This window comes from Arthrobacter sp. NPDC058130, assembly GCF_042884475.1.
In the GTDB taxonomy this organism is placed as follows: Bacteria; Actinomycetota; Actinomycetes; order Actinomycetales; family Micrococcaceae; genus Arthrobacter.
Window position 1 is genome coordinate 346,863 of record NZ_JBHVTV010000001.1, and the last position, 23,074, is coordinate 369,936.

Consider the following 23,074-nt stretch of genomic DNA (forward strand, 5'->3'; position numbering starts at 1 on the left):
CCTAGCGGGCAGCTTCCGGACACGGTGACGGATAGCCGGCCATTAGCGCGGCCGAGACCACCCAGATCAGGCCTATTCCCGCCACAGCCAGTCCTCCGCCGAGCCCGGTCACGGACGCGGCCAGCGCCGCGCCCGCCGCGGACGCGCTTGCCCGGAAGCCCGCGCCCACGGTGAAGATCTGCGATCTGAGATGGGGCGGGCTCAGGTGGTTGCGGAGGAAGAGCATTGCCGCCGAGGTGGAAGCGGTGAACACCCCGGACAGCCCGATGGCCACTACCGTCCAGCCGGTGCCGAAGTCGAACGCGGCCACGATGGTCAGCAGCCCGGTGGCGAGGAACCCGAGCATCATGACGGCATGCGGGCGGGCGCGTGTGGGCCGGATCGTCTCGCACAAGGCGCCGAGCAGGCTGCCCACCGCGAACGCCGTCACCAGGAGCGCTCCTTGGCTGGGCGAACCGATCCGCTCGATCGAGAGTGCAACTGCCGCCACCGCCAGGCCGCCCTGGCCAAGCTGGGTCAGGGTCGATGCGCCGGTCACCACCGCCAGGGGGCGGTGGCTGAGGAGCCGGTGCAGTCCGGACTTGACCGTTCGCCACACCGAGGAGCTTATGGCTCCGCGGGCTTTGAGTCCCATCGCCGCTGCCCCCAGGGCGCCGAGGAGTGCGGCGGCGGACAGCACCCAAAGAGCGGTCCCGGCCGGTAGGAACGTCACCATGACCGCGACGAGCGCGGGTCCCGCGACGGCGGAGATGTTGTAGGACAGCGCGTCGTAGGCGAAGGCCCGCCACTGGTCCGGGATCTCGCCCGCCACAAAGCTGGAGAGCCCGCCCATGTAGAACGGTGAGACGGCCCCGGCCGCGGCCAGGACGGCGAAGATCACCGGCAGCGGGATCTGGCCGAGGAAGGAGGCGGCGGCGAAGGCGACGGCGGTCAAAAGGCCGGAGCCCGCGATCAGGGCTCCCGGGCGGCGGGACCGGTCCAGGGCCGCACCTGCGATGGGCGCCGCGATCACGCTCGGTCCGAGGGAGACAGCCACCAGGGCGCCCCCGATGCCGATGTCGTCCAATTCCTGGACGGCCAGGATCGGGATGGCGACGGCAGAGCCGGCCATGGCCAGTCTTGGCGGCACCGAAGCGGCCAGATATCCAAACGTGCTCATGCTCTGGCGCAGCCCCCTTTCGTTCTGATTTCGACGCGCGATGATTCGACCCTAGCCCAGCCGCCCGCCTTAAAAGGATTGAGCCCGCCGGCTTGGGCGGGCTCAATCAGCGGTGCTCAACGGAAACTGACCTCAGCCGGGCTGCGGTCCTTCGCGCTAAGCGACGGCGAAGGGCCGTTGCGGTAGACGATCACATGGTCCGGGACCGGGTTCACGAACACGGTTTGCCTAGCCCAGCGTTGCCGGCTCGAGCGCTGCTTCGCCCGCCGTCCCGGCCGCCTCGGCGCGGTGGGGGACGAAGCGGACGAACATGGCCTTGAACCCGGGGGTGTTGGATTCGCGGGCCACGTTTTCCTTGTGGACCAGGGCGTTGGCCTCGGGGAAGTAGGCTGCGGCGCAGCCCTTGGCTGTCGGGTAGGCGACCAGCCGGAACTTCTCTGCCTGCCGGTCATGGCCCCTGAACGTGCTCACCACGTCCACCAGGTCCCGGTCATCGAAGCCGAGCTCGGCCAGGTCCTCGGGATGGATCAGGATCACGCGCCGGCCGTCCGAGATGCCCCGGTACCGGTCATCCACTCCGTAGAACGTGGTGTTGTACTGGTCATGGCTCCGGATCGTCTGGAGGACCAGATGGCCCTCCGGCGGCGCCAGGTATTCCAGCGGGCTGACCGTGAAGCGGCCCCGGCCGATGTCCGTTTTGAAGGACCGGGTGTCCCTGGGCGGGTTGGGGAGCACGAAGCCGTTCTTGGTGCGGACCCGGGTATTGAAGTCCTGGAACCCCGGAAGAACGCGCGAGATGTGGTCCCGGATCACGTCGTAGTCCTCGGCCATGGCCTTCCAGTCCACCGCGTGGCCTTCGCCGAAGGTGGCCTCGGCCATCCGGGCCACGATGACCGGTTCGGCGAGCAGGTGCTCGGACACCGGCTGCAGCCGGCCCTGGGTGGAGTGGACCACGGACATGGAGTCCTCCACGGACAGGAACTGGGCACCCGTGGGGTGCTTGTCGTCCTTGTCCGTCCGTCCCAGCGTGGGCAGGATCAGCGAGGTGCGTCCGTGCACCACGTGGGAGCGGTTGGGCTTGGTGGAGATGTGCACGGTCAGGCCGATCCGCTGCATCCCGGCTTCCAGGGTCTCCGTGTCGGAGCAGGCGAGGGAGAAGTTGCCGCCCATGGAGACGAACACGTCCACCTCGTCGCGTTCGAACGCCTCCATGGTTTCCACCGCATCATGGCCGTGCCCGCGCGGTGAGGCGATCCCGAACTCCTTGTCCAGGGCCTCCAGGAGCCATTCCTTGGGCTTCTCCCAGATGCCCATGGTCCTGTCGCCCTGGACGTTCGAGTGGCCGCGCACCGGGCAGGCCCCGGCGCCGGGCTTGCCGAAGTTCCCTTGAAGGAGCAGGACGTTGACCATCTCCTTGATGGTGTCCACGGAATGCGGCTGCTGCGTGACGCCGAGCGCCCAGCAGAAGATCGTGGCCTTGGACCGGATGAGCATCCCGGCCACGTCCTCGATCTGTGTCCGGGACAGGCCGGTGGCCTTCGCGGTTTCATCCCAGTCCAGTTCGCGCCGGGCTTCCCGGTACGCATCAAAGCCGTCCGTCTGCGCCTCGATAAAGGAACGGTCGACGACGGTGCCCGGGTTCCTTTCTTCCTCTGCCAGCAGCAGGTGGCCCAGTGCCTGGAACAGGGCCAGATCCCCGCCCACCTTGATCTGCAAGTACTCGTCGGCCAGCGGGGTGCCGCCGCCCACCACGCCAGAGACCGTCTGCGGGTCCCTGAAGTTGAACAGGCCGGCCTCGGGCAGCGGGTTCACCGCCACCACCTTTCCGCCGTTGTCCTTGCATTCCTTCAGCGCCGAGAGCATCCGGGGGTGGTTGGTCCCGGGGTTCTGTCCCACCACGAAGATCAGTTCCGCGTCGTGGATGTCGTCCAGGGACACGGTGCCTTTGCCGATGCCGATGGTCGGGTTCAAGGCCGATCCGGAGGATTCGTGGCACATGTTCGAGCAGTCCGGAAGGTTGTTCGTGCCCAGGGACCTCGCGAACAGCTGGTACATGAAGGCGGTTTCGTTTGCCGTGCGCCCGGAGGTGTAGAAGACGCAGCGGTCAGGGGTCGAAGCCCGGATGTGCTGGCCGATCAGCTCGAAGGCCTCGGCCCAGGAGATCGGCGAATAATGCGTCTCGCCTTCCCGGATCACCACGGGCTCGCTGATCCGGCCCTGGTTGCCCAGCCAGTATTCGGTCTTCTCCGACAGTTCGGCGATCGAATGCCGCGCCCAGAACCCGGCCCCGACCGTCCTGAGCGTGTTCTCCTCCGCCACGGCCTTGGCGCCGTTCTCGCAGAATTCCGCCGTCTTGCGTTTCTTGTCCGATTCGGGCCAGGCGCAGCCCGGGCAGTCGAACCCGCCGCGCTGGTTCAGCCGCAGCAGCGACTGAGCGGTGCGGGTGACTCCGGCCTGGGCCACGGCGCGTTCCAAGGCGACCATCACGGCTTTGACGCCCGCCGCCTCGGTCTTCGGTTTGTGGACTTCGAGTTCGTCCTCGTTAATGTCCGCGACGGGGGCGGGCTGTTTCCCGAACTTCATTGTTCCAACTTCCTTGCCGCTAAATTCCTGCTGGTTCGATCGCCAGTAAGGCGCGCCCGGCTTTCCAGGCGCGCCTTACTGGATGTGTTGCTCAGAACCCTGCTTACTGGGGCACCTTCGCGAGGGTCTCCCGCTCTGCCGCGATGGATGTGTTGTCGCCGTGGCCGGTGCGGACCACTGTGGCCGCCGGCAACGTCAGCAGCCGCTCGCGGATCGAGGCGAGGATGGTCGGGTAATCGCTGTAGGAACGTCCCGTGGCGCCCGGGCCGCCGTTGAACAGCGTGTCCCCCGTGAAGACGGTCCCCTCGTCCTCCAGGTAGAAGCACGTGGAACCCGGCGAGTGGCCGGGAGTGTGCAGGGCCCGGAGGGTCGCGCCGCCCACGTGGAATTCCTCGCCGTCGGTGAGGTAGCGGTCCGGTTTGACGCCGGGGTAGACCTGTTCCCAGAGCATCAGGTCCTCAGGGTGCAGGTGGATCGGCGCGTCCACCGCCTCCGCCACGGCCCGGGCCGCGCCGATGTGGTCGTTGTGCGCGTGCGTGAGCAGGATGGCCAGCACCTTCCGCCCGCGGACCTGGTTGATGATCGCGTCCGCGTCATGCGGGGAGTCGATGACCACGCATTCATCGTCATTTCCCACGATCCAGACGTTGTTGTCCACGTCCCAGGTGCCGCCGTCGAGCGAAAAAGTGCCGGAGGTGACCAGGTTCTCGATGGTGACGCTCATGCGGAGGCCACCGACGTCTCGATTTCGACAGCGGGGCGGATTTCAACCACGGAACGCAGGACCTTGCCCTCGTGCATCTTGGTGAAAGCCTCCTCCACCTGGTCGATGGAGATGCGCTCGGACACGAAGGCGTCGAGGTCGAGGTTTCCCTGCTTGTAATGCTGGACCAGCATCGGGAAGTCCCGGGAGGGCAGGCAGTCGCCGTACCAGGAGGACTTCAGCGAGCCGCCGCGGCCAAAGACGTCCAGCAGCGGCAGCTCGAGCTGCATCTCCGGGGTGGGTACGCCCACCAGCACCACGCGGCCGGCCAGGTCCCTGGCGTAGAACGCCTGCTTGTACGTTTCGGGGCGTCCCACCGCTTCGATCACGACGTCGGCGCCGAAGCCGCCGGTCAGCTCGCGGATGGCCTCGACCGGGTCCGCGGAGCGGGAGTTCACGCCGTGCGTCGCGCCGAGGGACTTGGCCATCTCGATCTTGTTGTCGTCGATGTCCACCGCGATGATCGTGGTGGCCCCGGCCAGCTTGGCCCCGGCGACTGCCGCGATGCCCACGCCGCCGCAGCCGATCACGGCCACGGACTCGCCGCGTTTTACCTCGCCGGTGTTAATGGCGGCGCCGATGCCCGCCATGACACCGCAGCCGAGCAGGCCGACGGCGGCGGGATCGGCGTCGTCGTCCACCTTGGTGCACTGCCCGGCGGCGACGAGGGTCTTCTCGGCGAAGGCGCCGATGCCCAGCGCCGGTGAGAGCTCCGTGCCGTCCTCGAGAGTCATCTTCTGCGTGGCGTTGTGCGTGTTGAAGCAGTACTGCGGCTGGCCCTTGGCGCAGGCCCGGCACTGACCGCACACCGCGCGCCAGTTCAGGATCACCCTGTCGCCGGGAGCCACCTCGGTGACGTCCGGCCCCACGGCGCTGACCACACCGGTGGCCTCATGGCCCAGCAGGATGGGGAAATCGTCGGTGATTCCGCCCTGCTTGTAGTGCAGGTCCGTGTGGCAGACCCCGCAGGTGAGGATGTCCACCAGGGCCTCACCGGGTCCGGGATCCGGCACCAGGATGGTCTCAACCGAGACCGGTGCGTTCTTCTCCTTGGCGACAACTGCTTTTACTTTATGAACCATTAGCTCTGTTCCTTTCCTGAGCCCGGGGCTCTTTGCAACGGCGCCCGTTGCCAATCTAGCTGACTTGTTGCGGTTCCAAATCTTTGTCTCGCCGGTCGGCACTGTCCCGCGGATCGTTGCTTCCGCTCCGGGCCTCGCGGAGGTCCATCTGGACCGGAAGTTCCTGCGACGTGGCTGACGCCCGGGACGTTCCTTGATCGAGAAGCCGGCCTGCGCACACCGCAAAGAAGGATCGGTGAATTGCGTATTACACAACACGATGCACATGGCGCGTACCGGAAAATATGACAGCCGTCACATGGGGATGTCAATAGATCGCCCAAGTGCTACGGGCGGGCTCGCTGCCCGATTACTGCTTCTTTCTGTGCAACTCAGTCTCAATATATGCAACGAAACAAAGTCCGGTCCCGGCTCTTCCTGTGCCAGCGCCTAGGAGTATTTCCCCAATTAACTCACAAGTCTCAAGCAAAAAAGCCTTGACTGTGGTACGCGTCACCTCTACTCTGGTGCAACAGCGTTGCATTGAATGCAACCCCAAAACACTTTGGTGGACACATGAGTAACGAACCTTCTTCTCCCGCCGCTCTTGCGGGGGAGACCAGCCCGGAGTCGAATGGCGGGCATGGCAGTACCTACTCTGGGCAAACCTCGTTGATAGGCCGTGGGGGGCCGGGCGGGCAAGACGCACCGGCTAACGGCCAAGGCGTCAGCAGGGAAACCCGACGGCGGGTAGTCGCCGCCAGTTTCATCGGCAACTTCGTCGAATGGTTCGACTACGCCGTCTACGGCTACCTGGCCGCAACCATCGGCGCCGTCTTCTTCCCCGAATCCAATCCCCAGACCGCGCTCCTGCTGACTTTCGCGCTGTTCGCCATCTCGTTCCTGGTCCGGCCGCTCGGCGGCTTCGTATGGGGCCACATCGGCGACCGGGTGGGGCGCCGGACCGCGCTTTCGCTCTCCATCCTGATCATGTCCGGAGCAACCTTCTGCATCGCCCTCATTCCGGGGTTCAACTCCATCGGCATCTGGGCGCCGATCCTTCTGCTGGTGGTCCGCGTGGTCCAGGGCTTCTCCGCCTCCGGGGAATACGCCGGCGCCTCCGCCTTCCTGGTGGAGTATGCCCCGGCCAACAAGCGCGGACTGTACGCCGCCGTGGTTCCGGCCAGCACGGCCGCGGGGCTGCTGCTCGGCTCCCTGCTCGCCGGCCTGCTGACCATCCTGCTCAGCACCGAGGCGATGCAGAGCTGGGGCTGGCGCCTGCCGTTCCTGCTCGCGGCCCCGATGGGCCTGATCGGACGCTACATCCGCACCAAGCTCGAGGACACCCCGGTCTTCCGCGAACTGGCCGAGGAGGACCACGCCGTCAAGGCGCCGGTATCCAGCCTGTTCCGGAACCACTGGTGGTTGCTGCTGAAGGCGGTCGGAGCCGTGCTGCTCAACGCCGTCGGCTTCTACGTGATCCTCAGCTACATGCCCACGTATCTGTCCTCGGAACTGGGCCTCGGTGCAGCCGAGTCCTTCCTCGCCACCACCATCGCGCTGGTGACCTACATCGGGTTCATCTTCCTGACCGGGATGCTCTCGGACCGCTTCGGCCGGAAAAAGGTCCTCATCGCCGCATCCCTGAGCTTCATCGTGCTGACCGTGCCGGCCTTCGCCCTGCTGGACACCGGAAACTTCCTGGTGATCGTCCTGGTCCAGATCCTGCTGGGCGCCATGCTGACGCTGAATGACGGCACCCTGCCGAGCTTCCTGGCGGAAATGTTCCCCACCCGGGTCCGCTACAGCGGCTTCGCCGTCAGCTTCAACCTCTCCAACGCCCTCTTCGGCGGCACGGCACCCTTCATGGCGACCCTCCTGATCGCCGCCACGTCCAATGACCTGGCCCCGGCCTGGTACCTGGCGGGCGCCGCGGCCGTCTCCCTGATCGCCGTCGTCCTCTCCCGCGAAACCAGCAAGGAACCGCTGAGCCACGAGTAGCCCGGCCGGCCCCACATCTTCCCTCCAAAGAAACCGAACCGCAGAAAGGCACCACCACCATGACCATCACCACCTCAGACAACGCCTCGTCCATCGCCGAACTGGAGCGGCTGAAAGTCCTGCACAACGGGCAGAAGGAAAAGCTGACGTTCTCCAACGCCGAATTTGAGCGCCGGCTCGGCGGGCTGCGCCGCATCATGGCAGAGAAGGACCTGGACGCCGTCGTCCTGACCAGCTACCACTCCATCAAGTACTACTCCGACTTCCTCTTCACCTACTTCGGCCGGTCCTACGCGATGGTGGTCACCAAGGACGACACCGTGACCGTTACCGCGAACATCGACGCCGGCATGCCGTGGCGGCGCAGCTACGGAGACAACGTGGTCTACACGGACTGGCGCCGGGACAACTACATCTTCGCCATCCAGGAAGCCCTGCGCACCCGCGGCATCAACCCCCGCCGGCTCGGCGTCGAAGACGACTCGCTCCCGCTGGACAACCGGAACAAGATCCAGGCGGCGTTTGCAGGGGCAACCCTCGTGGACGTGGCCCAGGCCGCGATGCGCCAGCGGATGATCAAGTCCGCCGAGGAGATCGAGGTGATCAAGCACGGAGCCCGGATCGGCGATCTCGGCGGCGAAGCCATCCGCAACGCCATCACCGCAGGCATCACCGAATACGAGGTCGCCCTGATCGGCACCGAAGCCATGGTCCACGAAATCGCCCGGACCTTCCCGGATTCGGAAATCCGTGACACCTGGGTGTGGTTCCAGTCCGGCATCAACACCGACGGGGCCCACAACTGGGCCACCACCCGCAAGATCCAGGAACACGACATCCTGTCCCTGAACTGCTTCCCCATGACCTCCGGCTACTACACCGCACTGGAGCGCACCCTGTTCTACGGCGAACCCGACGCCCGCTCCCTGGAACTGTGGAACATCAACGTGGAGGTCCACAAGCGCGGCCTGGAGCTGATCAAGCCGGGAGCCGTCTGCAAGGACATCGCCGCCGAGCTGAACGAGATCTACGTGAGCCACGGACTCCTCGCCAACCGGACGTTCGGCTACGGACACTCCTTCGGCGTCCTGAGCCACTACTACGGCCGCGAAGCCGGGCTGGAACTCCGTGAGGACATCGACACCGTGCTGGAACCGGGCATGGTGGTCTCCATGGAACCCATGATCACGGTCCTGGACGGCCAGCCCGGCGCCGGCGGCTACCGCGAGCACGACATCCTGGTGGTCGGTGACGACGGAGCCGAGAACATCACAAAGTTCCCGTTCGGCCCGGAATACAACATCGTGGGCGCCTGACACACCCACACGCCCCTGAAAGGGACAGCCGCCCGACAGGGACGGCAGAAGCGGCGCCACGTCCACCGTGGCGCCGCTTTTCGGCCCCTATACGGAATGATGGTAGACACCATGACCCCAGCAGAATCTCCCGAGACCACCGGAAACGGCGACACCAAGGGCACCTCCGTCATCGTCAACGCCATCGCCGTGCTGCGAACGTTCACCCCGGATGAACCGCTGCTCGGCGTCACCGAGATCGCCAACCGGGTGGGCCTGCACAAGAGCACCGTTTCCCGGATCCTGGCCACCTTCGAGCAGGAGCACCTGGTGGAACGGGACCCGGAAACCCGCCGCTTCCGGCTGGGGCTGGGGCTGATCGCCGTCGCCGGGCCGCTGCTGGCCGAACTGGAAGAACGGCGCGTGGCCTACCCGGTCCTGCGTGAACTCACCGAACAGACCGGTGAAACCAGCGCCCTTATGGTGTGGAACGGCGCCGAGTCAATGTGCGTGGAGCAGATCGCCAGCCACCACCAGATCAAGCACGCCACCCCGCTGGGCGCCCGGTACACGGACGCCATGAGCGCCTCCGTACAGGTTTTCCTGTCCGCCGAGCCCGCCGAACGCGTCCGTACGCTCCTGCGCAGCGGGGCCATCAGCTACCCGGGCCTGGACGACGCCGGCCTGGACGGCTACCAGATCAAACTCAAGGATGTGGCGGCTCGCGGTTGGGCCATCAACTACGGCGAATCCTCCATCGACGAAGTTGGTGTGGCGGCCCCCGTCTACGACCACCGCGGCGACGTCGTGGCGGCCGTCCTGATCTCGGCACCCCGGTTCCGCGTCTCCCGGGAACGGCTGCAGGGGCTGGGCGAAGCCTGCGCCGCCGCGGCAGGGAAGATCACCACACGGCTGGGCGGACGCGCCCCCCGCAGCGCTGACCAACACAGCGCGGACTAACACAGCGCGCACTAACACAGTCCGACTAACGCAGTTCGACCAACCCAGTCCGACCAGGGCAGTCCGGCCAGGGCGGCACCGGCGCCTCAGTCGAGCCGGGCCAGCCGGGCGGCCAGGTGCAACGCCGCGAGCCGGCCGGTGCCCCGCGGGTCGCCGCCGCACAGTTCGAAGATCCGTTGCAGCCGTTGATGCATCGACTGCCGTTCCACGTGGAGCTCCCTGGCCGCCTGGGCGGTGTTGCAGCCGGAATCCAGCCACGTGGCCAAGGTGCCGAGCAGCCGCGAATTGCGTTGCGCATCATGGTCCAGGACCGCGCCCAGCTGCTGGCGCACGAAGTTGCGCCGCTGATCGGAGTCCAGGCTCCCCACCGCGAGGCGTTCGACGGCGAATGCCTCGGAATCGATCACGGGACACTGGCCGGATGACCCCGTCTGTGGTCGTCCCGGCGCGCCCGCCAGCTCCAGGGTGAGCCTGGTTTCCGAGAGGGACCAGGGCGCATCCGAAATGCCGTCAGCCAGCGGGCCAACGGCAACAAGCGTCCCTGCCAGCGCCGGAAGCGCCCGCAACCCGGCCAGGAGCGCGAGCCGGCTCTCCCGCGGGCTGTCGCCGGAGAGGACGGCCACTGCCAGGAGCTCGGCGTTATCGACATACGTGGCGCACGGCTGCGCCCCCCGGGACAGCAGCTGTTCCACGGACGCCCGGAGCTGTTGCAGCATGTCAGACCGGACCACGAGCGCCACGAGCGGGGCGGCGGCCGGAATCCCCGCCGCGGAAGCCAGCTGCTGGAGCCGCCAGGCCTGGCTACCTGAATCGATCGCCCGCAGCAGGGCTGCCCCGGCGACTTCCTTGAGCCCGGGGGACATCCGCTGCAGCAGGGCGAGGGCCAGAATGTCCACCGAGCGGTTCCCGGCTGTGCGGGCCAGGTTCTCGTCCTCACCCGAGGGAACCCGGAGCAACAGCTGCGCCGCCAGGATGCCGCGGATCGGAACCTCGATGCGGATCAGGCGTGCCTGCTCCTGGGGCCCAACGGCTGAGCTGTCGGCGCCGGCGGCCTCAGCGTTCCCCGGCGCTGCGCTGGCCAGGGTGGCACCCGTTGTGGACGTCAGGGTCACCTCGGAATGGGTGATACCGGCCAGCACGGCGAGAATCCGGTCCAGGCTGCCGCCGTGCGCCAATTCGACGGCCATCGCGTGGCTGGCCTCGTCGGCCCGCCGCAACTGGGACACCGAGTCACTGACCAGCATGGAGTTGATCGACTGCATGACGCCGACGAACGGCACCACCCTGCGGAGTTCAATCAACGGCAGGCCGGCCGCTTCGGCGGCTGCCACCATGGAGGAGGGGAGCGACGGAAGGGCGTCACCGGTTTCGATGGCTACCGCCGCGATGCCCCGCTCGGCCAGTTGGCGGACGTAATTTATCCGCCGCTCCTCGGAGGCGAGGGCCAGGGCCTCCCCGCCGGTCAGCAGTAGCTCCCCGCCGGCAAGCAGGGGCGCGATGTCGATAATTTCGCTGGAGTGGATCCACCGCAGCTGCGCCTGCGCCGCGGCCCGCGCCGCTGCCCGGATGACGGGATCGGCGGCGGCCAGGGTCGGATGGTTCAGGGCGTCTTCAAGACGTATGGACATTACACTCCGTCGCGTAGCTCTACGTTTATTCAGACACATTGTACATAGTGTGATGTGGCCTGCGACACATAATCTTGAGGAATTCCACACACCCTCGGAGGCTCCCAATGCGTCAAAACTCCCCAGCGGCCCCTGCCGGCACCGCGCCGGTGGCCAGCCAAGACCACGAAGCCTGGCTTCACCCCATCCCCGAATCCGAGCGGACCCGCAAAGTATCCGGCCAGTTCTGGATCTGGGCCGGCGCCAACCTCGCCCCGATCAACTGGGTGCTCGGAGCGCTCGGCATCCAGCTCGGCCTGGGATTCGCGGACACGGTCACCGTCCTGGTCCTCGGAAACCTGATCGGGATGCTGCTCTTCGGGTGCTTTGTCCTGCTGGGCCAAAAGACCGGAGCGACCGGCATGGTGCTGGCCCGTGCCGCCTTTGGCCGGCGCGGGAACTACCTGCCGGCGGGCATCCAGGCCCTTCTGGTGATCGGCTGGTGTGCGGTCAACACCTGGATCATCCTGGATCTGGTCATGGCGCTGTTCGGAACCCTGGGATGGGTTGACCCCGAGGCCAAGAACTATGCATGGAAGATCGGCATCGCCACGTTCATCATGGCGACCCAGGTGGCCATTGCCTGGTTCGGCTACAAGGCGATCGCCGCGTTCGAGAAGTGGACCGTCCCGCCAACCATCATCATCCTGACCGTGATGTCGGCAGTGGCCTGGTTCGGCATGCAGATCAACTGGACCTACGCAGGCCCCGCGGGCCACATCCTGGAAGGCTCTGAACGAATCGCCGCGATGAGCGCCGTCATGACGGCCATCGGCATCGGCTGGGGCATCACCTGGTTCACCTACGCCGCAGACTACTCCCGCTTCGTCAGCACTTCGGTGCCCAAGCGCAAGGTCTACCTTGCCTCGGTGCTGGGCCAGTTCATCCCCGTCGTCTGGCTGGGCATCCTGGGGGCCAGCCTGGCCACCAACACAGGCGAAATTGATCCCGGAAAACTCATCGTCCTGAACTTCGGTGCGCTGGCCCTTCCCGTGCTGCTCATGGTGCTGCACGGCCCGATCGCCACCAACATCCTGAACATCTACACCTTCTCCGTCGCCACACAAGCACTGGACATCTCCATCAGCCGGCGCAAGCTGAACCTGTTCGTCGGCGTCTTCTCCCTTGCCGCGGTGATCTTCTTCATCTTCCAGGAGGACTTCGCCGCCGTGCTGGATGCCTGGCTGATTGGGCTGGTCGCCTGGGTGGCCGCCTGGGGCGGGGTCATGCTGGTTCACTACTTCTGGATCGAGAAGCGCTGGCCCGGCGACCCGGCCAGGCTCTTCGACGCAGTCGGCACCAAGCGCCTTCCGGGCGTGAATCCGGCCGGTATTGCGTCCCTGATCGTCGGCATCTTCGCCACCTGGCTGTTCATGTACGGGCTGGTCCCGGTCATGCAGGGACCCATCGCCGTCGCCCTGGGCGGATGGGACTTGTCCTGGCTCGCCGGGGGCCTGTCCAGCGCCGCGACCTACGCCGTTCTCGGACCGCGGTTCCACCGCAAGTTCCTGTCGGTCCCCGGCGGAGACGCGCAGGCCTCATCAGGTTCAGTCATGTCTCCCACGACAGACCTTCCGGTCACGTCCACCACCCCCGCCCTTTAGCAGGAGATCAACCCGTGAACTTCCCCGCCTTCGCCGATACCGCCCACCCCATCACCTGGCCCGAGGGCCACCGAGCCGCAGCTTCCTTTACTTTCGACGTCGACGCCGAATCCTGCACCATCGCGCACGACCCGCAGAGCACCCGGCGCATGTCACTCATGACGCACCAGTCCTACGGGCCCAAGGTCGCCGTCCCGCGGATCCTGCAGATCCTGGAGCGCCAGGACATCCAGGCGACGTTCTTCGTCCCGGGTTTCACCGCCGAGTGCTACCCGGACGTGGTCCGCCGGATCGCGGACGGCGGCCACGAGATTGCCCACCACGGCTACCTGCACGAACCCATGCAGGGCATCGACGCCGCCACGGAGGCGCGGTATCTGGACCGCGGCCTGGACGCGCTGGCCAAGGCCGCCGGCGGCCGGCCGACGGGCTACCGGGCACCGTGGTGGGAGCTCAACTGGCACTCCGCGACGCTGCTCGCCGACCGCGGATTCCTTTACGACTCAAGCCTGCTCGACGGCGACGCCCCCTACCGCTTCAGCGTTGCCGAAGGAGACCCCCGCGACCTCGTGGAGATCCCCGTCGACTGGGCCCTGGATGACTGGGAGCAGTATGCCTTCTACCCCGGCGTGACCGGAAGCGGGGTCATCGAAAGCCCCGCCAAGGTCCTCGAAATGTGGACGCTCGAAGCCGAAGCGCACCACGCCGCGGGGAGCTGCTTCGTCCTGACCAACCACCCCTTCATCTCCGGCCGGCCGTCGAAGGCCGTGGCCCTGGAACAGCTGATGGACCGGGTCAAATCCATGGACGGCATGTGGGTCACCACCCTGGAGAAGATCGCCCAACACACCCGCGACTCCGTCCAGGAAGTCCACAGCCATGCCCGCATTGCCGTGCCGGAATTCCCGGATACCGGCGCACGGTTCACTGCCGCGACAGTGCGGCAGCCCCACGGAGCCGCAGGGCGGCACTGAGTCGACATTTAAGCAGCCGAAATCTAGGCAGCCGAAATCTAGGAACCGGGTCGTCCCTGCGAAGCGCAGGTCCCCGGCATGCCACCTCATCAGCAGGTGCGTGCCGGGGACCTGTGCATCTAACAGGGACCCCTTCCACTTATCCGGTCTTGGCCATGGCGTAGGCGGCGGTGGCATAGGCCAGGGCGCCGGACATTTCGGTCAGCAGTTCGGGGTTGGTGTTGGCGATGGTGTCGCAGGCCTCGTGGTAGCAGGGGTCCAGGTCCTTGCCGGCGGTCCCGCCGTAGGCCTGGGCCTGGGCCTGGGTTTTACGTTCCACGTCGCCGGTGAACAGCCCTCCGCCGGGAATGCCGGCCGAGAGGAAGGCGTCGTAGTCGGATCCGCCGTCAAAGGGCGTGGTCTCGGCCGGCAGCGCGTTCTCCCGGAAGTAGCGGAAGAAGATCTCCTCCATCGCCCCGGACCCGTCCGGACCGGCGTGGCCGAAGTCCGAGCCGTCCCCGTCGTGCACGGACCGCACGCCGTTGGGCGAGGCCGCCATGTCCACGTTCAGGTTCGCCGCGGTCTGGCCGACCTCGGCCTGGCTCAGTTCGTCCACGTAGTGCTGGGAGCCGTAGAGGCCGTCCTCCTCCCCGCCCCAGAACGCGAACCGGACCCGGTTGGCCGGGCTGATCCCGGCCTCCTTCAGCCACGCCGCGGTTTCCAGGACCGCGGCCACCCCGCTGGCGTTGTCGTTGATGCCTGGACCCTCCCGCACCGAGTCCAGGTGCGCGCCGACCACCACGGTGCGCCCGGCATCGCCGCCGGTCTCGGCCAGAATGTTGAAGGACTCCACCCGCGGCCTGCCCCGGCCCTCGCCCCGGAACGAGAAGGACTGCCGCACCGGGTTGTACCCGGCCGCGCGCAGCTGCTCTTCGACGTACCGGGCCGACTCCTCGTACCCGGAGGTTCCCGACGCGCGGTTTCCGCCGTTGGCATCGGCCACCCGCTGCAGCGCCTCCATATGCCCCACCATGTTCCGGGACTTGAACGCCGCCAGCACCGTCCGCGCGTCCACCGCGCCCACCGGATCCAACCGCGGCACGGAAACGCCGGGACTGGTCGGGGCGCCAGGCTTGGCGGACGCACTGGGGCCGGCAGAAGCATTGGGTCTGGCGGGCTTGGCGGCCTTGCTCGTCGGGCTATTGGACGGGGCTCCGGTTGCGGTCTCGGAGGTACAGGCCGACGTCGTGAGCAGGACCAGGGCCAGGAGTGAGGGAAGCCCGGGCTTGCGCAGCGTGACTTTGGGCTGGGTGATTTTGCTGAGTGCAATCTTGCTGCGGGTCATCATGCTGGGAGCCCATCACTAGTCGGTGCACTTTCGCTTGCTCGCGGTTCGATCGGCAAGACGCTCGCCACTGACGCTCCAGTAAGTCGCGGCCACCATCGCCCGGCAAATACTCCTATCAGGTCGAACCATTGTCGGTCCTTCGGCGGCGCCTCTCATAGCTTCCAAAGCTGTGAATATGCTGAGGAAACCGGTTGAGGTCCCGCTAACGCAAGGAAGCGCGCACGCCGGTGGCGTTTTCGGGTGGGCCGTGAGGCGGCGGAGCATGCCCGAATGCCGCTTCCGGACCACAGAATCTAGGGGAGCGAGCGGGTCTAAAGACCCGCTGTTTCTTAAAGCAATACAACTGTTGACTGGTGAGCAACTTCACAGTTAGAGTTGCGAAACCGAAAAGCCGCTGGAAGGCGGATTCGACGGCTCCAAGTGGAATTGATGGCGTGCGCGAACCGCCGCTGTCACTTCTTCCCGCTTCCCCGCGCTACACGCAGTCGCACGCACCACTCCCGCAAAACCGGCACGTCTTCCTTCGGCGTGCCCGCGTCCATGAGAGGCATTTCCCCCATGACAGCATTCCGTTCCACCCCCTTTGACCGCAGGCAGCTCCTCAAAGCCGCAGCACTGACGCCGTTTGCGGGCCTGGCGCTCTCCGGCTGCGCAACCAAGCCCGCCGAAAGCGCCGCCGCCAACAAGACGGTGACGGTCACGTCCTACGGCGGCTCGTACAACGACCAGCTGACGCAGACCATCCTGGACCCGTTCTCCAAGCAGTCGGGGATCCAGACCACGCTGCTGGCCAACACCAGCCTGGCCGCGCTCAAGGCCCAGGTTCAGTCCGGCGACGTGCAGTGGGACCTCGTGGAAATCACGGCGCCGGAGTATGAGGTGGCTGTGGCAGAGGGGCTGCTGGAGAAGTTCGACTACGACATCATCAGTGACAAGGGCCTGCCCGGCTACGCGAAGGCCGAATACGGCATCAAGTACCTGAGCTTCCTGTTCGTCATGGCGTGGGACCAGAAGGTCATTTCCGACGCGCAGGCCCCGAAGGACTGGGCCCAGTTCTTCGACCAGGGCAAGTACAACACCAAGCGCTCGGTGTACAACCAGCTCTCGGACAGCTCCGTCCTGGAAGCTGCGCTGCTCGCCGACGGCGTCCCGTTTGAGAAGATCTACCCCCTCGACGTCGACCGGGCCCTCAGGGTCTTGGGCCAGCACCCGGGCAAGGACCGGCTGCTGTATCACGCGGCCAACCAGGAGCCCATCCAGCAGCTCACCTCCGGCGAGGTCTCCCTCTCCACCAGCTTCAACAACCGGATCAACGCGGCCCGCAACGACGGCGCGAAACTGAACTTCTCCGCCGAAAACGCCGTCCTGGCCGGCGACTACTTTGTGGTGCCGAAGGGTGCGAAGAACAAGGAAGCGGCCTTCAAGCTGATGAATTTCATGTCCAACGACGCCGAGGCCGGCGCCGCATTCGACAAGGTCACCAACCTGACCCTGGCCAACACCCCGGCCCTGTCCAAGCTGCCGAAGGAAATCGCCGACACGCTTCCCACCAGCCCCCGGCTGGCGGACAAGATCCTGGTCCGCGACGACAAGTGGTGGTCGCAGAACCTGAAGAAGACCGAGCAGCAGTTCAAGCTCTGGCAGGCCAGCTGAGATGACCAACGCAACCCTGGAACGAACCCGGCCGCGGGGCCGCGGTGCGCCGCCTTCCGCTGAATCGGCACCACGACGGCGGCGCGGCGGCTGGTGGCTGCTGCTGGCCCCGATCCTTGCCTTCGACGTCGTGCTGTTCCTGACGCCGCTGGGCAAGCTGGTCGGCGCAAGCTTCGCCGACAACGCGTACCAGCGGGTCCTCGAGGACCCGCTCGTGATGCGCGCCCTGGTCAACACCCTGACCATCAGCCTGGCGAGCACCACTGTGACCGTGGTGCTCGGCTACGTCATCGCCATGGTCCTGTGGCGGGCCGGCAACGTCACCCGGGTGATCCTGTTCGCCGTCGTGCTCCTGCCTTTCTGGACCGGCATCCTGGTGAAGAACTTCGCCTGGGCGGTCCTGCTGCAGGACAACGGCATCGTGAACGCCTTCCTGCAGGGAATCGGGCTGACGGGTGCACCGATTCCGTTGCTGCACAACCGGTTCGCCGTGATCGTCGGCATGGTGCACTGTCTCCTGCCGTACGCGGTGTTCCCGATCTTCTCCTCGCTGGCCTCCATCGATGACCGGCTGGGACTGGCGGCCCGCTCGCTTGGCGCGCGGGAAGGATCGGTCTTCCGGCGGATCACGCTGCCGCTGAGCATGCCCGGCGTTTCCGCCGCCGGGCTGCTGGTCTTCATCATCAGCACGGGCTTCTTCATCACCCCCGTGGTGATGGGCGGGCCCGGCGACATGATGATCGCCAACCAAATCGACTACTACGCCCGGCAGCTTACGGACTTCTCCGGGGCAGCTGCGCTGGCCGTCATCCTGACGGCGATGGTCAGCATCCTCGTGGCGCTCTACCAGCGCGTCCTCAAGGCAGGAGGCCAACATGAAGACAACTAATCCGCAGCACCGCCTGCTGGTGCTGCTTTCCATCCCGGCATTCCTGTTCCTCGTCATTCCGACGGCGATTGTGGTGCCGGTGGCACTGAACGACAGCCGCTACATCACCTTCCCGCCGGAGGGGATCTCCTTCGCCGCCGTAGCCGGATTCTTCGCCGACCGGGCCTGGACTTCCGCACTGACTGCCAGCCTCCAGTCGGCGGCAATCGCCGTCGTGATCGGTGTCCTGCTGGGCGCCACCGCGGCGATCGGCCTGCACGGGCGCAAGTTCCCCGGGCAGCCCGCGGTAGTGGGCCTCATCCTCGCGCCGATGATCGTCCCCACCGTGGTGCTAGCGCTGGCGTTTTACCAGTTCTTCATCTCGATCGGCATGGTGGGCAGCATTGTTCCCATCGGCCTGGCGCACGCAGTGATTGCAACCCCGTATGTGTACCTGACCACCCGTGCCAGCCTCGCCGGACTCAACCCGGCCCTGGTCCGGTCGGCACAGAGCCTGGGGGCCGGCCCGCTCTCCGTCCTGCGCCACGTGTATCTGCCCATCATCCTGCCCGGCCTGATCTCCGGGGCGCTCTTCGCGTTCTCGGTCTCGATCGACGAGACGGTGATGTCCCTGTTCATGCAGTCCCCGGGGGCCACAACCTTGCCGGTGAAGATGTTCACGGATATCCAGTTCAACCTGACCCCAAAGATCGCGGTGTCCTCCGCGCTGCTGGTCAGTGTCGCCACGATCGGGCTCCTGCTCCAGGTCCTGTTTGTCCTCAAGCGCCGTTCTACAACCCGGATGCTGCCGCTGGCCGTGTCCGCCCAAACGTAAGGAAAGTCGATGACCGCATCAGTGATTTCCGCGGAGTCAATTCCCGGGACGGGGAGGGCCGCCCAGGGCGCCATTGAGCTCCGCCAGGTCAGCAAGCACTACGGCGACGTCGTTGCCGTGGACCACCTGGACCTCACGGTCCAGCCCGGCGAGTTCGTGACTCTCCTGGGGCCCAGCGGGTCCGGCAAGACGACCACCATGATGATGGTTGCAGGGTTTGAAGAACACACCGCCGGAACCGTCCTCATCGACGGCAAGCCCGTGGACTCGCTGCCGCCACGGGACCGCAACCTCGGTGTGGTGTTTCAGAACTACGCCCTGTTCCCGCACATGAGTGCGCTGGAAAACGTGGAGTTCGCGCTCCGCATGAGGAAAGTGTCACGGGCGGAACGGCGCCAGCGCGCCTCGGATGCCCTGGACCGTGTGGGCTTGGGCAAGATGGGCGACCGCAAGCCCCGCCAGCTTTCCGGAGGGCAACAGCAGCGCGTGGCCCTGGCCCGGGCGCTGGTGTTCAACCCGGCGGCCCTGCTGCTGGATGAGCCGATGGCGGCCCTGGACAAGCGCCTCCGCGAGCAGATGCAGGAGGAGATCAAGACCCTGCAGAAGAGCCTGGGCATCACCGTCCTGTTCGTGACGCACGACCAGGACGAGGCCATGGCCATGTCCGACCGGATCGTGGTGATGAAGGACGGGAAGATCGTCCAGGCCGGCCCGCCGGAGGAGGTTTACAACCACCCCACCACCGACTGGGTGGCTAGTTTCCTCGGCGATACGAACCTCATCCCGTGCACCGTTGTCGAGCGAAACGGCGAGGAGGCCGTGGTTGATCTCGGCGGCCTGGGCCGGGCGCGGGTCAGGGACCGCGGGGCAAGTGGCGAGAACTATGCCGTCTCCATCCGTCCCGAGCACCTCAAATTCAGGACGCGGGCCTCGGCGGGCAACGGATGCGCCGCGACCCTGGTCTCCTCCACGAATCTGGGCGCCACGGTCCGCCACCGTCTCACGGCCGGCGGCCACGAACTCCAGCTCCGTGAACTGAGCTCTGACCGCTCTGACCGCTCTGACCGCTCTGACCGCTCTGACCGCTCTGACCGCTCTGAGTGGCGTGCCGGGATCCTGCCGGACGACGAGCTGTGGGTGGGGTGGGACGCAGACAAGGCCCAGTTGCTGGTCCTGGAGTCCTGAGCCGGGAAGGACAATGCGGGCCGGGCGAAGCCGGTGCCGGTCTGCGGGTCACGGGCCGGTCGAGCCCCCTCGCCTCGGGACATGCCCTCCTCTGGCGCCCGGGGATGGACATAGTCCCACTATGTCCGTTCCTGGGCCATGCCGGGGGACATGTCCACTTGAGTCCGCTCCTTGAGGGGGACATGTCCACTTGAGTGCGCTCCTGAAGGGACATGTCCAGTCGACCCGCACGTTGCCTCGGGACATGCCCTCCTCTGGCGCCCGGGGATGGACATAGTCCCACTATGTCCGTTCCTGGGCCATGCCGGGGGACATGTCCACTCGAGCCCAGTCCTTGAAGGGGACATGTCCGTTCGAGTCCGTTCTTGAAGGGACATGTCCAGTTGACTCGCCACGCGCGCCCCGGCTGCAAAGACCGCGCCCACCAGGGCCGGCCCTACAATGGTCACAATGATGCCAGGACCCATAACCGCAGCCGACGGGAAGAACGTGCTCAGCGTCGGCGCGGGCATCATTACATCGGTCTGGCAGCCGGGCTCCTTTGTTGATGTCAACGACGCCAAAGACGCCATGCGGGCCGTGGCGCAGATCAGCCGCGGGATCCCGATGCCCATGCTCTCCGAAATGACGGATGTGGAAATCAGCGCGGCCGCCAGGTACGAGTTTGCACAGACTACAGGGGTGCTGGCCATTGCCGTGCTTGGATCCAGCACCGTGGATCGGGTCATTGCCGCGGCCATGAGCCGGCACACCAAGTATCCCCACGAGTTCTTCACGTCCAGGGACGACGCCATGGCCTGGCTGCACAACTTCATCTCCGGCCGCGGCCAGTCCGGCGGCTACGCGGACGGCATGTCGGCCCTGGCGTGAGAGGCCCTCGCATGTCCGCCCTTGCGTGAGAGGCCCTCGCATGTCGGCCCTGGCGTGAGAGGCCCTCGCCGTTAGGCCCTGGCCTGAGCGGCCTCAGCGTGAGAGGCCCCTGGCGCGAGCGTTCCGGCCGGCTCGGGGCGGTTAAGCCTTCTCCGCCGCGGTAACCGCCGTGACCGGGGTACCCGCCTCGGCCTCCTTGACCTGCCGGTTGGTGGCAGCCCAGCCGGCCAGGAGGTGCAGGGCGTCCTCCGTCGCGGAGCCGGGCTCGGCGGTGTAGACCAGCATGGACAGTCCGGCGTCGGCCGAGACGTCCAGCGCCTCGTACATCAGGTGGAGTTCCCCGACCACCTGGTGGCGGAAGTGCTTGAGCCCCGTGTAGTGCTGGCGCACGTTGTGCGCGGCCCACAGGGTGCGGAATTGCTCGCTCCGGGTCGAGAGTTCGCCTACCAGGTCGGTCAGCCCGCGGTCATAGGGGTCCCGGCCGGCCTCGGTGCGAAGGATCGCGACGGTGTCGTTAGCCGCACGCTCCCAGTCCGGGTAGAAGCTGCGCGAGCGGTCGTCCAGGAAGATGAACCGGGCATGGTTCGCCGGGCGGGCCGGACCCGCGTACATGTCCGAGTACAGGGCATAGCCCAGCGGGTTCGCCGCGATGATGTCCATGCGCCCGTTGCGAACAAAGGCAGGCGCGCTGGTGATTGCGTTCAGCGTCAGCTGCACGCTGCGTCGAACGGACTCTGCGGGACGGGAACGACGGCGGGTCCGGCTTCCCGGGGCAGCTGCCCGGGCCAGATCGAAAAGGTGGGCCCGCTCGGCGTCGTCGAGCTGCAGGGCCTTGGCCACCGCATCCAGCACGCTCTCCGAAACCCCCGACAGGTTTCCCCGTTCCAGCCGGGTGTAATACTCGACGCTGACACCGGCCAGCATCGCGACTTCCCCGCGGCGCAGCCCGGGCACCCGGCGCTTGGTGCCGTAGACCGGCAGCCCGGACTGCTCAGGGGTGATCTTGGCCCGGCGCGAGGCAAGGAATTCGCGGGTCGCGTCTCGATTGTCCATGCCATCAACGTTAGGCCTTGCCGCCCCCTGAGGGAGACCCTGCCAGTACCCCTATCAGCAGGGACTCCCTCTGTAGTGCGGCGACGGGTTTGATGGATGGTGTTCCGTTGAACAACCCCCCAACGATCGACAAGCAGGAGATTCATTGCTTACCGTCAACGCTTACGCATCACCTTCCGCGACCGAGCCGCTCGCCCTTACCACCATCGAGCGCCGTGACGTGGGCCCGCACGATGTCCTGATCGAGATCAAGTACGCCGGGATCTGCCATTCGGACATCCACACAGTCCGCGGCGACTGGTGCCCGCAGTCCTACCCGCTGGTCCCCGGCCACGAGATCGCCGGGATCGTCACCGAGACCGGCTCTGCCGTGACCAAGCACACCGTCGGCGACCGGGTCGGCGTCGGCTGCATGGTCAACTCCTGCGGCGAATGCGTCAACTGCCGGGCCGGCGAGGAACAGTACTGCCTGGCCGGAAACACTGGCACATACGGCGCCGTCGACCGTGACGGCACCATCACCCAGGGCGGCTACTCCACGCACGTGGTGGTGGCCGAAGACTTCGTGGTCACCATCCCCGAGGGCATCGAGCTCGACGTCGCCGCGCCGCTGCTGTGCGCCGGCATCACCACCTACTCGCCGCTGAACCACTGGGGCGCGGGCCCCGGCAAGAAGGTCGCAGTCGTGGGCCTGGGCGGCCTGGGCCACATGGCCGTCAAGATCGCCCACGCCATGGGCGCCGACGTCACCGTCCTGTCCCAGTCGCTGAAGAAGCAGGAAGACGGGCTGCGCCTGGGCGCGGACCGCTACTACGCCACAAGCGATGAAAACACCTTCACGGAACTCGCCGGCAGCTTTGACCTGATCATCAACACGGTCAGCGCCCCGATCGATATCAGCGCCTACCTGCAGCTGCTCTCGCTCGACGGCGCACTGGTCAACGTCGGCGCACCCGCGGAACCGCTACCGGTGAACGTGTTCTCCCTGATCATGGGCCGCCGTTCCTTCGCCGGCTCGGCCATCGGCGGCATTCGCGAAACCCAGGAAATGCTCAACTTCTGCGCCGAGCACGGTTTGGGCGCCGAGATTGAGGTCATCCCGGCCGCGAAAATCAACGACGCCTACGAGCGCGTCCTGGCCTCCGACGTCCGCTACCGCTTCGTGATCGACACCGCGACCCTGAACTAGGGCCTCCGGTCGCGCCAGGCGAAATCA

The 23,074-nt window shown here is 66.4% G+C and carries 18 protein-coding genes; 11 read left to right on the forward strand and 7 right to left on the reverse strand.

What is annotated here, in order from left to right; genetic code table 11:
• Window position 1 precedes the first annotated feature (1 nt).
• From ACFVTM_RS01635 to ACFVTM_RS01650, 4 genes are all read right to left on the reverse strand, one after another.
• Window positions 2-1,159 (reverse strand): hypothetical protein, encoded by a 1,158-nt coding sequence (locus ACFVTM_RS01635; RefSeq protein WP_390201583.1) that lies wholly within the window; start codon window positions 1,157-1,159, stop codon window positions 2-4.
• A gap of 228 nt (window positions 1,160-1,387) precedes the next feature.
• Window positions 1,388-3,742, reverse strand: coding sequence for an FdhF/YdeP family oxidoreductase (locus ACFVTM_RS01640; RefSeq protein ID WP_390201584.1), 2,355 nt, complete (start codon window positions 3,740-3,742; stop codon window positions 1,388-1,390).
• A 103-nt stretch (window positions 3,743-3,845) separates the two neighbouring features.
• Window positions 3,846-4,466: an MBL fold metallo-hydrolase gene (locus tag ACFVTM_RS01645; protein ID WP_390201585.1), complete on the reverse strand. Its 621-nt coding sequence runs from the start codon at window positions 4,464-4,466 to the stop codon at window positions 3,846-3,848.
• Window positions 4,463-5,587 carry an S-(hydroxymethyl)mycothiol dehydrogenase gene (locus tag ACFVTM_RS01650; protein WP_390201586.1) on the reverse strand — a complete coding sequence of 375 codons (1,125 nt, stop codon included), beginning with the start codon at window positions 5,585-5,587 and terminating at the stop codon, window positions 4,463-4,465. Before ACFVTM_RS01650 ends, ACFVTM_RS01645 begins: the two co-directional genes overlap by 4 nt.
• A gap of 555 nt (window positions 5,588-6,142) precedes the next feature.
• Here ACFVTM_RS01650 and ACFVTM_RS01655 point away from each other — a divergent pair.
• The 3 genes from ACFVTM_RS01655 (at window position 6,143) to ACFVTM_RS01665 (ending at window position 9,822) form a co-directional block, all read left to right on the forward strand.
• Entirely contained in the window at window positions 6,143-7,567 is a 1,425-nt protein-coding gene (locus tag ACFVTM_RS01655; RefSeq protein ID WP_390201588.1) for an MFS transporter, read from the forward strand.
• Between the two features lie 59 nt (window positions 7,568-7,626).
• A complete protein-coding gene (locus tag ACFVTM_RS01660; RefSeq protein ID WP_390201590.1) occupies window positions 7,627-8,883 on the forward strand; it encodes an aminopeptidase P family protein in 1,257 nt (418 codons plus the stop codon).
• A 111-nt stretch (window positions 8,884-8,994) separates the two neighbouring features.
• Complete coding sequence (locus ACFVTM_RS01665) at window positions 8,995-9,822, forward strand: IclR family transcriptional regulator (RefSeq protein ID WP_390201591.1); 828 nt, start codon at window positions 8,995-8,997, stop codon at window positions 9,820-9,822.
• Window positions 9,823-9,908: 86 nt separating this feature from the next.
• Here the strand turns inward: ACFVTM_RS01665 and ACFVTM_RS01670 are convergent, their stop codons facing one another.
• Entirely contained in the window at window positions 9,909-11,450 is a 1,542-nt protein-coding gene (locus ACFVTM_RS01670; protein WP_390201592.1) for a PucR family transcriptional regulator, read from the reverse strand.
• A 107-nt stretch (window positions 11,451-11,557) separates the two neighbouring features.
• Here ACFVTM_RS01670 and ACFVTM_RS01675 point away from each other — a divergent pair, with 107 nt between their 5' ends.
• Both ACFVTM_RS01675 and ACFVTM_RS01680 read left to right on the forward strand, forming a co-directional pair.
• The gene (locus ACFVTM_RS01675) at window positions 11,558-13,093 is read left to right on the forward strand and encodes a purine-cytosine permease family protein (RefSeq protein WP_390201593.1); all 1,536 of its coding nucleotides are present in this window, start codon (window positions 11,558-11,560) and stop codon (window positions 13,091-13,093) included.
• 14 nt (window positions 13,094-13,107) lie between these two features.
• The gene (locus ACFVTM_RS01680; protein ID WP_390201594.1) at window positions 13,108-14,067 is read left to right on the forward strand and encodes a polysaccharide deacetylase; all 960 of its coding nucleotides are present in this window, start codon (window positions 13,108-13,110) and stop codon (window positions 14,065-14,067) included.
• 139 nt (window positions 14,068-14,206) lie between these two features.
• On the opposite strand, the gene ACFVTM_RS01685 is transcribed toward ACFVTM_RS01680, so the two are convergent.
• Window positions 14,207-15,394: a M20/M25/M40 family metallo-hydrolase gene (locus ACFVTM_RS01685; RefSeq protein ID WP_390201595.1), complete on the reverse strand. Its 1,188-nt coding sequence runs from the start codon at window positions 15,392-15,394 to the stop codon at window positions 14,207-14,209.
• A gap of 558 nt (window positions 15,395-15,952) precedes the next feature.
• Between ACFVTM_RS01685 and ACFVTM_RS01690 the strand changes: the two genes are divergently transcribed.
• From ACFVTM_RS01690 to ACFVTM_RS01710, 5 genes are all read left to right on the forward strand, one after another.
• The gene (locus tag ACFVTM_RS01690; protein WP_390201597.1) at window positions 15,953-17,047 is read left to right on the forward strand and encodes an extracellular solute-binding protein; all 1,095 of its coding nucleotides are present in this window, start codon (window positions 15,953-15,955) and stop codon (window positions 17,045-17,047) included.
• 1 nt (window position 17,048) lies between these two features.
• Window positions 17,049-17,936 carry an ABC transporter permease gene (locus ACFVTM_RS01695; protein ID WP_390201599.1) on the forward strand — a complete coding sequence of 296 codons (888 nt, stop codon included), beginning with the start codon at window positions 17,049-17,051 and terminating at the stop codon, window positions 17,934-17,936.
• Window positions 17,923-18,750 carry an ABC transporter permease gene (locus tag ACFVTM_RS01700; protein WP_390201601.1) on the forward strand — a complete coding sequence of 276 codons (828 nt, stop codon included), beginning with the start codon at window positions 17,923-17,925 and terminating at the stop codon, window positions 18,748-18,750. The genes ACFVTM_RS01695 and ACFVTM_RS01700 overlap by 14 nt, the downstream gene beginning before the upstream one ends.
• A 9-nt stretch (window positions 18,751-18,759) precedes the next feature.
• Complete coding sequence (locus ACFVTM_RS01705; protein WP_390201602.1) at window positions 18,760-19,935, forward strand: ABC transporter ATP-binding protein; 1,176 nt, start codon at window positions 18,760-18,762, stop codon at window positions 19,933-19,935.
• Window positions 19,936-20,385: 450 nt separating this feature from the next.
• On the forward strand, window positions 20,386-20,805 hold the full coding sequence (locus ACFVTM_RS01710) for an STAS/SEC14 domain-containing protein (protein ID WP_390201603.1): 420 nt from the start codon (window positions 20,386-20,388) through the stop codon (window positions 20,803-20,805).
• A gap of 141 nt (window positions 20,806-20,946) precedes the next feature.
• On the opposite strand, the gene ACFVTM_RS01715 is transcribed toward ACFVTM_RS01710, so the two are convergent.
• A complete protein-coding gene (locus ACFVTM_RS01715) occupies window positions 20,947-21,858 on the reverse strand; it encodes a helix-turn-helix transcriptional regulator (protein WP_390201604.1) in 912 nt (303 codons plus the stop codon).
• A gap of 145 nt (window positions 21,859-22,003) precedes the next feature.
• Here ACFVTM_RS01715 and ACFVTM_RS01720 point away from each other — a divergent pair, with 145 nt between their 5' ends.
• Window positions 22,004-23,047, forward strand: coding sequence for an NAD(P)-dependent alcohol dehydrogenase (locus ACFVTM_RS01720; protein ID WP_390201605.1), 1,044 nt, complete (start codon window positions 22,004-22,006; stop codon window positions 23,045-23,047).
• Window positions 23,048-23,074 lie beyond the last annotated feature (27 nt).

Excerpts from the sequence above, each read along its gene's own strand:
- ACFVTM_RS01635 (WP_390201583.1), bottom strand. The coding sequence starts at position 1,159 with ATGAGCACGTTTGGATATCTGGCCGCTTCGGTGCCGCCAAGACTGGCC.
- ACFVTM_RS01640 (WP_390201584.1), bottom strand. The coding sequence starts at position 3,742 with ATGAAGTTCGGGAAACAGCCCGCCCCCGTCGCGGACATTAACGAGGAC.
- ACFVTM_RS01645 (WP_390201585.1), bottom strand. The coding sequence starts at position 4,466 with ATGAGCGTCACCATCGAGAACCTGGTCACCTCCGGCACTTTTTCGCTC.
- ACFVTM_RS01650 (WP_390201586.1), bottom strand. The coding sequence starts at position 5,587 with ATGGTTCATAAAGTAAAAGCAGTTGTCGCCAAGGAGAAGAACGCACCG.
- ACFVTM_RS01655 (WP_390201588.1), top strand. The coding sequence starts at position 6,143 with ATGAGTAACGAACCTTCTTCTCCCGCCGCTCTTGCGGGGGAGACCAGC.
- ACFVTM_RS01660 (WP_390201590.1), top strand. The coding sequence starts at position 7,627 with ATGACCATCACCACCTCAGACAACGCCTCGTCCATCGCCGAACTGGAG.
- ACFVTM_RS01665 (WP_390201591.1), top strand. The coding sequence starts at position 8,995 with ATGACCCCAGCAGAATCTCCCGAGACCACCGGAAACGGCGACACCAAG.
- ACFVTM_RS01670 (WP_390201592.1), bottom strand. The coding sequence starts at position 11,450 with ATGTCCATACGTCTTGAAGACGCCCTGAACCATCCGACCCTGGCCGCC.
- ACFVTM_RS01675 (WP_390201593.1), top strand. The coding sequence starts at position 11,558 with ATGCGTCAAAACTCCCCAGCGGCCCCTGCCGGCACCGCGCCGGTGGCC.
- ACFVTM_RS01685 (WP_390201595.1), bottom strand. The coding sequence starts at position 15,394 with ATGATGACCCGCAGCAAGATTGCACTCAGCAAAATCACCCAGCCCAAA.
- ACFVTM_RS01690 (WP_390201597.1), top strand. The coding sequence starts at position 15,953 with ATGACAGCATTCCGTTCCACCCCCTTTGACCGCAGGCAGCTCCTCAAA.
- ACFVTM_RS01695 (WP_390201599.1), top strand. The coding sequence starts at position 17,049 with ATGACCAACGCAACCCTGGAACGAACCCGGCCGCGGGGCCGCGGTGCG.
- ACFVTM_RS01700 (WP_390201601.1), top strand. The coding sequence starts at position 17,923 with ATGAAGACAACTAATCCGCAGCACCGCCTGCTGGTGCTGCTTTCCATC.
- ACFVTM_RS01705 (WP_390201602.1), top strand. The coding sequence starts at position 18,760 with ATGACCGCATCAGTGATTTCCGCGGAGTCAATTCCCGGGACGGGGAGG.
- ACFVTM_RS01710 (WP_390201603.1), top strand. The coding sequence starts at position 20,386 with ATGATGCCAGGACCCATAACCGCAGCCGACGGGAAGAACGTGCTCAGC.
- ACFVTM_RS01715 (WP_390201604.1), bottom strand. The coding sequence starts at position 21,858 with ATGGACAATCGAGACGCGACCCGCGAATTCCTTGCCTCGCGCCGGGCC.